This is a genomic window from Chryseobacterium carnipullorum, assembly GCF_003815695.1.
GTDB classification, from domain to species: domain Bacteria; phylum Bacteroidota; class Bacteroidia; order Flavobacteriales; family Weeksellaceae; genus Chryseobacterium; species Chryseobacterium carnipullorum.
The window spans coordinates 3,112,694-3,126,073 of record NZ_CP033920.1 but is presented as its reverse complement, the minus strand read 5'-3'; the positions used below and the strand labels follow the sequence as shown (position 1 = coordinate 3,126,073).

At 38.0% G+C, this 13,380-nt stretch carries 10 protein-coding genes; 5 read left to right on the top strand and 5 right to left on the bottom strand.

Annotated elements, in window-relative coordinates; translation table 11 throughout:
• Positions 1-21: 21 nt before the first annotated feature.
• The 3 genes from EG346_RS14280 to EG346_RS14270 form a co-directional block, all read right to left on the bottom strand.
• A complete protein-coding gene (locus tag EG346_RS14280; RefSeq protein WP_123879436.1) occupies positions 22-2,052 on the bottom strand; it encodes an efflux RND transporter permease subunit in 2,031 nt (676 codons plus the stop codon).
• 9 nt (positions 2,053-2,061) lie between these two features.
• Positions 2,062-3,207, bottom strand: a complete 1,146-nt coding sequence (locus EG346_RS14275; protein WP_123879434.1) for an efflux RND transporter periplasmic adaptor subunit — start codon at positions 3,205-3,207, stop codon at positions 2,062-2,064.
• A gap of 243 nt (positions 3,208-3,450) precedes the next feature.
• Complete coding sequence (locus EG346_RS14270; protein WP_073334718.1) at positions 3,451-4,368, bottom strand: helix-turn-helix domain-containing protein; 918 nt, start codon at positions 4,366-4,368, stop codon at positions 3,451-3,453.
• A gap of 254 nt (positions 4,369-4,622) precedes the next feature.
• On the opposite strand from EG346_RS14270, the gene EG346_RS14265 reads away from it, so the two are divergent.
• Positions 4,623-6,698 carry a phospholipase D-like domain-containing protein gene (locus EG346_RS14265; protein WP_123879433.1) on the top strand — a complete coding sequence of 692 codons (2,076 nt, stop codon included), beginning with the start codon at positions 4,623-4,625 and terminating at the stop codon, positions 6,696-6,698.
• A 22-nt stretch (positions 6,699-6,720) separates the two neighbouring features.
• The gene (locus EG346_RS14260; protein WP_123879430.1) at positions 6,721-7,695 is read left to right on the top strand and encodes a hypothetical protein; all 975 of its coding nucleotides are present in this window, start codon (positions 6,721-6,723) and stop codon (positions 7,693-7,695) included.
• Positions 7,696-7,698: 3 nt separating this feature from the next.
• Here EG346_RS14260 and EG346_RS14255 read toward each other — a convergent pair whose 3' ends face one another.
• Together EG346_RS14255 and EG346_RS14250 are read right to left on the bottom strand one after the other, a co-directional pair.
• Positions 7,699-8,445: a metallophosphoesterase gene (locus EG346_RS14255; protein ID WP_123879428.1), complete on the bottom strand. Its 747-nt coding sequence runs from the start codon at positions 8,443-8,445 to the stop codon at positions 7,699-7,701.
• Between the two features lie 374 nt (positions 8,446-8,819).
• Entirely contained in the window at positions 8,820-10,208 is a 1,389-nt protein-coding gene (locus EG346_RS14250; RefSeq protein WP_073334714.1) for an MFS transporter, read from the bottom strand.
• A gap of 142 nt (positions 10,209-10,350) precedes the next feature.
• On the opposite strand from EG346_RS14250, the gene EG346_RS14245 reads away from it, so the two are divergent.
• The 3 genes from EG346_RS14245 to EG346_RS14235 all read left to right on the top strand — a co-directional run bounded on the left by EG346_RS14245 (position 10,351) and on the right by EG346_RS14235 (position 13,305).
• A complete protein-coding gene (locus EG346_RS14245) occupies positions 10,351-10,821 on the top strand; it encodes an Lrp/AsnC family transcriptional regulator (protein ID WP_073334713.1) in 471 nt (156 codons plus the stop codon).
• Between the two features lie 295 nt (positions 10,822-11,116).
• A complete protein-coding gene (locus EG346_RS14240; RefSeq protein WP_073334712.1) occupies positions 11,117-11,884 on the top strand; it encodes a methyltransferase domain-containing protein in 768 nt (255 codons plus the stop codon).
• A 242-nt stretch (positions 11,885-12,126) separates the two neighbouring features.
• Complete coding sequence (locus EG346_RS14235) at positions 12,127-13,305, top strand: T9SS type A sorting domain-containing protein (RefSeq protein ID WP_164466143.1); 1,179 nt, start codon at positions 12,127-12,129, stop codon at positions 13,303-13,305.
• Positions 13,306-13,380 lie beyond the last annotated feature (75 nt).

The window sequence follows — 13,380 nt, the reverse complement described above, 5'->3', positions numbered from 1 at the left end:
CCGAAAATCCTCCTTAAGGATTTAAACTAAAATGTCTAAGTTGGTTTGAAGACGTACAATCACAAGGAAATTCGCTCTTTTATCCTGGGAAAGTGTTCCCTGAACCTGACCGATAATGTCATTGATATTCCTTACATTTCCTCTTTGCTCTGTCTTTTTAAGTTTAACGAAAATAGAAGCCGCTGAAGATGACATCGATCCACTGAATAAGTTCAGCCCGTCTACGGAAATCACTTTTTCCACTGCCGGATTTTTCATTAACAGATCTTCTGTATCAGAAACCACTTTGGTGGTTCTGTCTTTGGAAGCTCCAGGTGCAAGATTGGCCGTTACGATGATAAAACTCTGGTCTTCATCAGGAATAAATCCTTTAGGCGTCGTCATAGACATCCAGACAAACAGTCCTCCGAATGCAACAATAATGATCCCTGCCACCCATTTTCTCTTTAATAAGAACAGAATGGCTTTTCCATAACGGAAGGTCAGTTTATTAAAACTTGCATTAAAACCGGCAAAGAAACGGTCTTTGAAGTTCATTTTCTCATGCGTTTCCGGATGATGCTGTTTTAAAAATATAGCACATAAGGCCGGACTCAAAGTCAATGCATTAACAGCTGAAATCACAATAGCAATCGCTAATGTCAAGGCAAACTGCTGATAGAACAACCCCGTAGAACCACTCATAAAGGCTACCGGAACAAATACCGCAGACATGATCAAAGTAATGGAAACAATAGCTCCCGTGATCTCACTCATCGCCGACATGGTCGCAGCCCTTGGATTAAGCTTTTTATGTTCCATCTTAGCATGGACCGCTTCCACGACGACAATGGCATCATCTACCACAATACCAATGGCCAGTACCAGAGCAAATAACGTCAGGATATTAATAGAAAACCCAAATAAATTCATAAAGAAAAATGTTCCCACAATTGACACCGGAACCGCAATAGCCGGGATCAGTGTTGAACGGAAATCCTGCAGGAAGATATATACCACGATGAATACCAGGATAAATGCCTCGATCAAAGTATGAATCACCTGATCGATAGACTGATCCAGTGCTTCTTTTGTCGCATAGGGAATTTCATAGGCCATTCCTTCCGGGAAGGATTTTTCAAGCTCCTTCATTCTTTCCTGAAGGGCAATCTGTACTTCATTGGCATTAGATCCAGCCATCTGGAAAATCGCCATCGTTACCGAAGCTTTTTTGTTAAAATTGGAAGAAACCGTATAACTGTATGCTCCAAATTCAACTTTGGCAACGTCTTTTAATTTCAAAACAGAACCATCGCTCAGGGCTTTGATGGTGATATTTTCATACTGTTCAGGTTCTGTGAATTTTCCTTTATACCGAAGCACGTATTCCATTGCTTCTTTACTTCTCTCCCCGAATCTTCCGGGTGCTGCTTCAAGGTTCTGTGTCTGGATTGCCCTTGAAATATCAGACGGGGTAAGGTTGTATGAGGTCAGTTTATTGGGATCAAGCCAGACTCTCATGGAGTAATCTTTGTTTCCGTACACCATGGCATCTCCTACTCCTTTTACCCTTTTCAGGTCAGGAACGATGTTGATTTTAGCATAGTTTTCAAGGAAAAGATCATCCATTTTACCATCCTTGCTGGTTAATGAAACCATTGCGATCATACTGTTCTGTCTTTTCACCGTTGTAATTCCGGCCTGAATTACTTCTGCCGGAAGCTGGTTCGTTACCTGCGCTACCCTGTTCTGCACGTTAATCGCAGCCTGATCGGGATCTGTACCCAGTTTAAAAATGACCGTGATACTTAAAGTCCCGTCATTACTGGCCGTGGAGGTAATATAGTCCATATTTTCCACGCCGTTGATGGCATTTTCCAAAGGCGGTGCCACGGATCTCGCGATTGTTTCCGCGTTGGCTCCCGGATAGGCAGCAGTGACCATCACCGTAGGCGGAGCGATATCAGGAAATTTGGTGATCGGCAGGCTGACCATACCGACGATACCCAGAATAACAAGCAATACGGAGATCACCGTTGCCAGTACGGGCCTTTTTATAATTGTCTTTAACATGATTTTTTCTTACGATTTTTTGGGTTGAGCATTCTTTTTCTGAGCGACTACCGGCGTTCCCGGCTGCAATCTGTCGAAACCTGTTACAATGTACTCATCACCGGCTTTTAACCCTTTTGATACGATGAAATTATCACCTGCTTTTCCTGTTATTTCAACCGGAAGCATCGCTGCTTTCCCCCCTTTGATCGTGAACACGAAGATCTTATCCTGAATGGTTCTTGTAGAAGCTATCGGAAGAAGAATGACATTGCTGTAAAACTGCTCCATCACAATCTTTCCGGTATTTCCGCTTCTCAAAAGACTATCAGGATTGTTGAATTTTGCTCTTAAAGTAATAGAACCTGTGGTTTTATTAAATTGTCCTTCTACTGCATCTATTTTTCCGGTCTGTGCATATTTTTCCCCTCCTGAAAGCAATAGGGAAACGGCAGGAGTATTTTTGATGATCTCGTTGATATTACTTCCTGGCTGTTGCTTCTGGAAATTATTGAAATCATTTTCACTCATGCTGAAATAAGTATAAACCTCATGAATGTCTGATAAAAGCGTAATCGGTTCCTGATTAGAAGGGGTCATTAAACTTCCAAGACGGTAGTTGAATCTTCCGATAAATCCGCTTACCGGAGCTTTGATTGTAGAAAAATTAAGATTGATCTTCGCTGATTCGATGGTAGACAAGGATTGACTTACGGCACCTCTTGCTGCATTGTAAGCTGCTTCCGCTTCTTTTACCTGAATATCGGAAACCATTTTGTTTCGTAATAATTCCTTCTTTCTGTCAAGGTCAATTTTAGACGTGGAAAGATTCGCCTGTGCTGTGATCAGAGCTGCCTGAGCACTTTTCATCTGCTCACGGAAAATCTGGTCTTCTATTTTGAAAAGCGGCTGCCCTGCTCTTACGTAATCCCCTTCATCTACAAAGATCCTGCTTAAATATCCTGTCACCTGCGGTCTGATCTCTACATTGGAAATTCCCTCTACTGATGCTGCATATTCTCTGGAAACAGAAACGTCTCCCTGCTTCACTTTTTCTATTGGAAGTTCGGGAGCCTGCTGTTGATAAGCCTGGTTTTGATTGCTTTTCCTGCATCCCGCCAAGACCATCAGCGAGAGGAAAAGTATAGTTGATTTTTGAATAAAAAATCTCTGCATAACAATATTCCTTTTAAATTTACTGGACAAAATTCGCCCTAAAAAAATTCAACCGAAATATTCAAAAAACTCCTTGTTTTGTCAGAAAGACTCCTAATTCTTTAAAACATGAGAAATATCATTTAATCCCTTTAATAGAATACATAAATAAGATAATTCTATTTTTTCCATTAAAAATCAGTACTACTTTAGCAAAAAGACATCAATTGCCAATATCAAAAAAAACAAATAAGCAGCTGATTATCAATATAAATCATCTTTTTTATATTCTAACGGAGACTTCCCCACATGTTTTTTAAAGAACTTACTGAAAGATGCCTGATCTGAAAATTTAAGCTGTACCGCTACATTATTGACATTAAGATTGGGATTTCTGAGCAAAAGCCTGGCTTCTACGGCCAATACCTGATGGATAATATCGCGGGGTGATTTAAACATGGTTTTATTGATCACTTTGGTCAGATATTTACGGCTGATGCAAAGTTTGTCTGCATAGAACTGTACATTATGTTCCTCCTTGAAATGTTTCCGTACCAGAGTGAAAAAACTCGTCGTTAGTTCATCTTCACGGTGAGTTACCTGATGTGGTTTTTCAATTTTCTTAAAATAATTGTCGATTTCATAGATCACCAGTGAAAAGTGATGCCAGATCATTTCATTGAAATAATAATCTTCTTTTTCTGCATTGTTGAGAGCCTTCAGCTCATCAAGATGGAAATTCATCCTTCTGTAAAGATCGGGCTCGTTCCTGATAATGTGTGCGGGATCTGATGACAAGCTTTTCAGTACATCATTTGATTTATAATTAAATCCGGCATCAGCAATAAAGTCTAATGAAAAAAAGATGTACTTTGCTTTATAGTCCTCAGAGATACGATCTATCCAAAATATTTCTGAAAAGGGACAGAAAATAATATCCCCTTTCTCAACATCATACCCTTTGTCATCAAGCCTGAAACGAATACTCCCCTCCTGCATCATAAAAATGCAGAAATAATCTGACCGGTAAGGTGTATTGAGTTTTATGACATAATTAGCCTTATCAATTTCCATGACGACAAATTCTTTTATCCTGAGATCAAATTCTACCTCCCGAAGAAGTTCTTCAAAAGTAAACAGGGATACAAATTCTGTGGGGTCTGCAGTGGATTTTTTAGCCATGAAGGATAAATTAGGGTACGAAATTAGGGTATTTGAGTGAGAGAGGCAAAAGAGTTTAGTAGGCAAGCTGGATGATAGTTATTATCATTAAAAGAACAAATTTCAATTGTTATTTTAATTTTTTCAAGACTGTTTTATCAATTTACGGGAATCCGTAAAAATCAGATTTTTAATGTTTTTAATTTTGAATCATTAATAAAAGTCACTGAAAAGACATAAGATTAAAAAAAAAATTAAACGATATAACCTTACTTATGAATACGATGATTCAAGACTCTATTTCCAATACCGATGAAATTCTGGAAAGAATTAAATCGGAACTGCGAAATGCAAAATCAGAAATACTTATTGCAATGGCTTGGTTTACGAATCCTGATTTGTATACCATTATTCGTGATAAACTACATGAAAATGTAAAAGTATCCCTTATCCTTTCGGATCAACCAGACAATGAAAAGCTGGATTTTGATATTCTTGTCAGCCATGGTTTAAACTTTACAAAAATAAAAAATATAGGCTATGGAATGATGAACCTCAAGTTTTGCGTGATTGATCGGTCTATAGCCATTTCAGGTTCATACAACTGGTCCAACAATGCTAAAAACAATCATGAACAGGTATTGGTGACTAATTTTCCAAAAACGGTACACGAACTCATCGGAAGTTTTTCCCGGATTAAAAACAGGATTGAAAAACTGAACAGCGGGCTTAGTATGGAAGACATTGAAAGGGAGGAAAAAGCATTTTCAGAAGCTCCTGTGAATATGATGAAAACTGAAATAAAATCAACACCCCTGAACTTCCAGGAACAGTCATTGAAGGAATTCAAAGACGTTCTGGATAATATTATCGCTACGGAAGTAGGCTCCTTTGATAAAAGTCTCCTGAAGGAAAACGCTTATCAGAGAGCTTTTGAAAATCAGGGTGATCATCAGGTACTTCCTCAGGCAATGGATAGCCTGTATTCGAACTTCATCAATGAAATAGAAGTGATCACTGAAAAGAAAACCAGATTGAAAAACAGAATTGAAGAGCAGCTTAAAGTGAGCATCAGCAATGTAGAAATGAAGACTCAGAATGAAACCGATACCCTGCACTACAATCTCACTTCTGAAACCCAGAATATTGGAGACAACATGCGGGAAACGGAGAAAAACATTGAAGATAAAAAACATAGCATTGAATCCAACATTACCATTAAGATTCCTTTTATTCAGGATAAAATCAATGTTCTGACCCAAAAAATAAATGAATTAAAAGTTGACTTTGTAAAACCTCCTGTGAACTGGCCGCTTACGTTATTATTAAGCTTTATTACGCTGATGCTCGTCTTGTATATTTTTATTTTCTATTCATCAGTCGCTTATATTTTTATCTTTTCAAAAGAGGGCATTATCGCTGAACTCAGAAAAGGTTTTGTCACGGAAATGCCGGAAGTATTTAATGCTCATGCCATAACAAAAATATGGAACAAAGGTGCCGGGGGAATATTGTTTCTTTTTCTTTTTGTGAGTATACCTCTTGCTCTAGGAATGTTGAAATTAATCAAGCCTGAGAATACGGATATTACAGATTCCGACACCGGAGAACAAAAAAGGAAATCAAAAATTTCACTATTTATAGATCAAAACAGAGGTTTATTGCTCATCTTTCTTGTAGACTGTTTTATCGCCTATAAAGTAGCCAAAAACATCAATGATATTGAATATCTTATTAATCAGACAGATCAGAAAGCGACATTCTCAGAAATCGTTTTTTCACAGAACTTTTTATTGGTTTTCACCCTGGGAACATTAAGTGTTTATCTTTTCGGAATAGTGATTGATAAGCTGTATCATTCTTATCATAAAAGAACCAGAACCCATCATCAGGAAAAGACAGAATTCATTGTAGGCAAATTGGAAGAAGAAAAAGAAGAGCATCAAATACAGGTAAATAGTTTAAAGGAGGAAAACAACAAACTGAACAGCGACATTCAGGGTCTGGAAAGAAATAAAGTGACCATGAATAAACAGCTTCAGGATCTTCCCTTATTGACCAATACCAAAATAAACAATCTGAAACAACTCTTGCTTACTTTCAGGGAAAAGGTAGAGAATCTTGCCCAAATTTACAAAAGCCAGGTTGATAATGACAGGCTTCCCATCTCAAAACCCGAGATGGAAAACAGGGTGAATATCTTCATGGAAGGCTGGAGCAAATATCTGTATGAAATCTATTCCGTGAATAAAGCAGAGATCAAAACCACAGAAGCCATCAGAGAATGTGAAAACTGGCTGAATGTCATCGCATTTCACGAAAATTTCGTTTCAGAAATATCCCAAAACTAATCCAAACCATCAGATGAAAACAATGACAAAATCAATATCCGGAATTCTCAAAGTATTGTGTATATTATTCATTACCTCATGTTGCACAAAAGAAACCCCTTCAGAAATTCCAGATGACAACTTACCTAAAATCTATGATTATAATGTTTTAATTGTTCCGGATCTTTCGAACAGAATTAATCCTGAAATACACCCAAAACCACTGAACGACACTTTATTAATCAATACAATTGCTGATCATATAGACAATTTACTGAAAATAAAAAGCAGGCAAATGAACCAGCTGGACATTTATAAATTTGACTTTATCAACAGAGGAATACTCAATCAGCATATTGCGAACACGGAGGATCTGGAAATCAATTTCAGAAAATTCAAAGATCAGGCACAGGAAGCATCCCATTACAAAAGACATGATCTGAAGCCAGACATTGCATCATTTAAAAATAATATTGCGAAGGTCTACGATTATTCACTTGCCCACTCTGCAGGATCGGATGTATGGAATTATTTTAATCAGAATATTAAAAATTCGATGATCAATGAACCTGATAAAAAAGTTGAAATTGCAAAAGATGAATTTGTCATTACAGGTACCAGAAATATTGCCGTTCTATTTACGGACGGCTATATTGAGAGTGCTAACAATAGTTCCGGGCTTAGATTAGATCAGGATCTTATCAAAAAAATCAGGAAAGAATTCGTCAGCAGCGGATCTGTTGATCTTGAAAAATTCATTCTATCAAAACCGGAATACCTCATAAGGAAAACCTCAGACCTCAATCAGCTCAATGTTATTGTATTCGAAATGGTCGATCGTTCACTGGATAAAAACGGAGTCACAACTGTACAACCTACAGATTTTGAGATCATGAAAATCATCTGGAAAAAATGGCTGAAAGATTCCGGTGCCGCACAAGTGGAAATCTATCCGGCATTGACCAATAAAACAGAAGCTTATGAGGCTCTAAAAAAGTTTATGGAAGAAATCAAATAACCATTATATTTCAATAATCAGCTCTTTTTCATAACCATTGTATTTTTCATCAATATAACCATGCGGATTACAGATCACCTCGGTTTTTCCAATAGCATATCTGCATGGGCTGTGAATATGTCCGTGAATCCAGTATAGCGGCTGATGTTCTTGAATGAAATCTTCCATATCGGAAGCATAAGCAGCAGTCAAAGGATCTTCTTTATACTGTTCCGGGACAGACCGTAAACTTGGTGCATGATGGGTAACAACGATATTTTTTAAGCCTGTTGAATTTTCGAGACTTTCTTTTAACCAAAGCCTTGAAAACTGATGAATTTTAAATGTATCAATGGTCCTCATTTTTGAATAGGAAGGATCCCGTCTGATCATTTTATAATCATTCATTTTGGGCTGACAGATCATTCCGTACTGAACAGGATTTCCAAAAACAGAAAAATCCGTCCAGAGCGTGGCTCCGTGAAAGCGAACACCCTCAATATCCGCGGCTTTATCTTCAAGAACAAAGACATTTGAGCCTTCAGCGGCGTGTTTTATTTTGTTTAAGGTTTTAGGATAGGAGCCTTTATAATATTCATGGTTTCCCAGAACATAAATGACAGGTTTGTCCTTTATTTTCGACTTGATCCATTCAACTCCTTTGGTTCCCAAATTAATATCTCCAGCCAATACGACCACATCTGCATGATCAAAAAATAAATCAGTCGATCCGAATTCCTGGTGAAGATCACTGATGATCTGTATTTTCATGCTGCTAAAATAAAAAGAACCGACAAAATAATGCCGGTCCTCTTTCATATAGTTTTGTATATTTTTAATAGAAACTTATCTATCAGTACCTATTTATATGAGTAAATAACTATTATGAGTTTATATGTTCTTTTGCCTTGAAACAAAATGAACCAAAAATTCAAGACTGGAATCTTTCGCCGAAAATTAAAACTTGCTTCTAAAATTCCCAAACTCGTGCAGATTCATTGTTACTCCTACGATTCAATATACTTCCCGCAATCAAACAGCGGAATTTTTTTAATCAGCGGCACATTCATCTTTTTTGCTCTCCTCAAACAGACAGGAATAATAATTTATTTGCGTTAAAATTATGGGGTTATAAATATTTTTATCTATGAAACCGCTATTTCCGCCTGTCTGGTTTTTAAGCTTTTAACAATAAAATACAGCAGCATCGCAAGGGCCAGTAAAGCATATCCAACCAGAATAATCAAACTGAGATCTCCCACTGCATACTGAGAGGGAAAGATCTGGCTCATCAACGTCATAAATGACAATCCTATTCCGGCTCCCAGGAAATAACTGGTGGAACTTAAACTGGAGGCTACTCCGTAATGTGAAGGCTCCACATCCTGAATTCCCAGCACTGAAAGTGCTGTAAAACAAAATGTCATCCCTATTCCTGAAATACAGGCAGCTCCAAGTAATACTACCGCCAATGGATGGCCTGTATACACCGAAATCAGTAAGGATAAAGCACCTGCCAGCATGAAACTCCATCCGAAAACACCCATTTGTGAAGAACTTAATCTTTTAGAAATATGGGGAAGTGCAAATTTTGAAGCCAATGCAGACATGATACTGAAAGGTACAAGCATCAGTCCCGCAGAAGCCGCACTGTGTCCCATATCTTTCTGAAGCATTAATGAAATAAGAAATAAAAATCCTATAAAAAATGCCCCTAAAGTGAAGAACACCATATTAGAAACCAGCAGTGATCTGTGTTTAAGCAATTGTAAATCGATTAAGGGCTGGGATACAGACTTTAATCTGACAAACACAGCGACTAAAAGTAAAACCGCAAGCACAAGAGAACCGACAATCATTAAAGGATTTTCTTTGATATGAACCAGTTCATGGGTTCCGTATGTAAGACTTAAAAGTCCCAAAACAAGCAGCATTCCGGAGATAAGATCCGTTTTCTGACCGCTCTGTCTTTTTTCGTCTGCCGGAAGATATTGGTAAGCAAAAACTAACGTAAGCAACAAAATGGGAACATTGATGAGGAACACCCAATGCCAGCTCAGATAAGTACTGATGATACCACCGACAGACAAACCGCTTCCGGAACCTATCGCTGCAAATGAACTGAAAATTCCAATTGCGTAATTACGTTCCTGCTCTTCTCTGAATGTATTGGTCACAATAGATAAGGCAGAAGGCATAATGAATGCTGCTCCCAATCCCTGAAGAGCACGGAATATGGCTAAAACTTCAAAGCTCTGCGAAAGTCCTGCTCCCAATGAGGTCAGCATAAAAATCAAAGCTCCGATCAGGAAAATTTTCTTACGACCCAGCTGGTCTGAAAGTTTACCCCCGATGATCAGAAATCCCCCGAAAAACAGCACATAAAGCGTTTGCAGCCACTGCACGGTCTCTGCTCCGATGTGGAACTGCTCCTGAATAGAAGGAATCGTTAAATTAATAATGGCAATATCCAAAGCCTCTACAAAAGTTCCTACCGATGCTAATATTAATATTAAATTTTTCCTTGTACTCATAGATTCAAATTTCCTGCAAAATTAAAATTAAAAGAACATATGTAAAAATTATATAGTAAATTTGGAACGAATCAGCTATACAAGCTATTAAAAAAGAACAAATACACTTCAACCCCTCATAACAAGCCTAAAAACAGAACAAATGACTACAGAACATTATACTCCGGATGAGAAAGATCTTTCTATCCTTCGTTTATTACAGAAGGATGCCAAAATGAGTATTCGTGATATTTCGGCAAGGATCAATTTAAGTCCTACTCCCACTCATGAACGAATCAAGCGGATGGAAAAACAGGGAATTATTAAAGAATACACCGCTGTTGTAGACCGAAAAAAGGTGAACAAAGGCATGATGGTGATTTGCATGATTGCCCTGAATGTCCACAATAAAAAAACAGCCGGAAAATTTATTGAAGAGGTGGGAAAACTGAAAGAAGTGGTAGAGTTTTATAACATCAGCGGTGACTTTGATTTTATGCTTAAGATCCTGGCTCCGAATATGGATGATTTCCATGAATTTTTCGTCAATAAACTTTCTGAAATTGAGGGAATCGGACAGACGAAAAGTATTTTTGTGATGAACAGCATTAAGGAGAGTGCCCAGATTTTGTAGGAGTTTGAAGAGGGAAGCGAGAAGATGGGCGCGGGAAGTTACTTTCAGTCTGTAAATGGATTAAATCTGGTCTTTTTAAGATCCTTGTCAAGGTTTTAAACCTTGACAAGGATTTTTACCGAATTCATATTAACTTGATGAAACTTTAAATTCAATGAAAACAGGATTCATTGTTCTTTCTTCTTTAAGTAACTCCCATCCTCCCGCTTCCTTTCTTTTAAGAATCTTTTACTATTTTATTTTCGTCATTCTGTTTAGGATTAAGTAAATTGAAGTCCATTTAAAATTACAGACTATGCCCTGGAATCCTGATGTTTATAATCAATTTAAAAATATCCGTTTTAAGCCCTTTTATGATCTTGCAGAGCTGATCACTGATGAAAGAAATATGAAAGCAGTAGATCTTGGTTGCGGAACAGGCGAACAAACCGCCATTCTTACTGAAAAATTTCAAGATGCTGTTTTTACAGGAATCGATTCTTCTCCGGAAATGCTTGAAAAATCCAGGTCACTTGAAAATGAGCGGCTCCATTTCAAAATGGCAACAACGGAAGCCATGTTGGATGAAGATGAAAACTGGGATCTTATTTTCAGCAATGCAGCACTGCAGTGGTCTGATGATCATCAGCATCTGTTTCCGAAACTTATTTCCAAACTGAATACCGGAGGACAACTGGCGGTACAGATGCCTTATCAGCCGGGCAATACTCTGAATAAAATCCTTTTTGAACTGGCCAATGAGGAACCTTTCCGAAATGACCTTAACGGCTGGAACCTACCTTCTGCGGTGTTGACAATCGATGAGTATGCTCAAATTTTATTTGACAGCGGCCTTGAGGATCTGAATTTATCCCAGAAAGTTTATCCCATCATTGCGGAAGACCACGAAACTTTATTCAATTTTATCTCCGGATCAGCTCTGATTCCTTATCTGGAAAAACTTACTGAAGAACAGCAGAAATCTTTTACAACTGAATTTAAACAACGTATTGCAAAGGATTTTGCTAAGCTTCCTGCTATTTATTCTTTTAAAAGAATTTTACTTTATGGAAGAATAAAATAAGTAAAAGAAGAATTTTGAATTATTAAAGTGGAGAAAATACGGGTATTAAAAAGACTTTCCAAATAATTAGATTTTACAAATAAATAATATAGATATTAATCATAATACAAACTATTCCTTTTATCATTGAATTTAAATCAATATACCTCAATTTAAAATCACTTTATTGTGACAAATAAGTGTTTTCAATGATAATATTTCATACTTTAGTGATAACTAAAAACCATCAAAATTCAAAATTTATGAAAACATCACTATTATCCATGAAAAATGGCCTGACCACCGCTATGGTACTGTTAACTGGAATCGCCAGCGCTCAACAGTGGCAAGTTACAGGAAATGCGGGAATCACTCCCGCTAATTACGCGGGTACTGTAGATCCAAGGCCTTTTTATCTGAGAACCAATGGCGCTTCTTCCAACCCAGGACAAGCTATTCTCAATGAGGCAGGTTCATTTATCGTAGACGCAGTCAACAATTCCAATGTGGCAAAAGTAAAAGGAAGTATCGTTAACGGTATTTCCAATATTCTTGGTGCGCAGGCCAGCAGTTCTCTTGTCAGCGGCTGGGAAAATGATCTGAGCAATGGCGGAGGCGCGAATATTATTGGCGGACAGGCTAATGTAGTTTTGAATAATGCAGGAAAATCTGTGGCATTAGGCTGGAAAAATACCATCCGAAACTCTAATCAGTTTGCCCTAGGGGTAGGAATTGACCTTAAAGATGTGTATTCCGGAGGATTCGGAATTGATCTGGCTGCGACGGGAAACCGTTCTTTTGTAATCGGATCAGGAACAGGAGGAGCAAAACTGACGAATAATATTCCATTATCGATCATGTTTGGTCTGTCTCCTACCTCAACGATGCTGATCAAGGATAAAAGTGTGGGAATCCTTACGCTCTCTCCTACTGCCAATTTCCATACGGTGGGAACGGTACGGTTTGAAAATTTACCTTCAGGAAGCGGAAACGCGCTGGTCGTTGATGCAAGTGGAAATGTCATGGTGTCCACCACCCCACTCAGCAGAACGGCTGCATCTTCAGATGCAACGGTACAGCAACTGGAAGACCGCATTAAAAATCTTGAAAACACAGTAGAGGAACTTAAGCAATTGTTGCTGAACAAAGGAACTTCAACTTCACTTACAAGTTCTTCAGATATCGCTCAGCTTTCTCAAAATGTTCCCAACCCTACCCAAAACGGAACGAGCATCGGTTATTATCTGCCACACAATGCAAAATCAGCTTCGATCGAAGTTTATAACATTTCCGGCCAGCTGGTAAGAACGCTTCCCCTTCGCGATAAAGGCAACGGATCGATCAATGTCTCCAGTTCAGACCTTCCATCCGGTACCTATGTTTATAAAATGACCACAGACGGAAAAGTAACGGGCGCCAAAAAGATGGTGATCCGGGATTAGATTCTTGATATATTATTTTCAAAAGAATGGCTGAAGGATTTCTCTTTCAGCCGTTTTTTTTATCTATTCAGATCC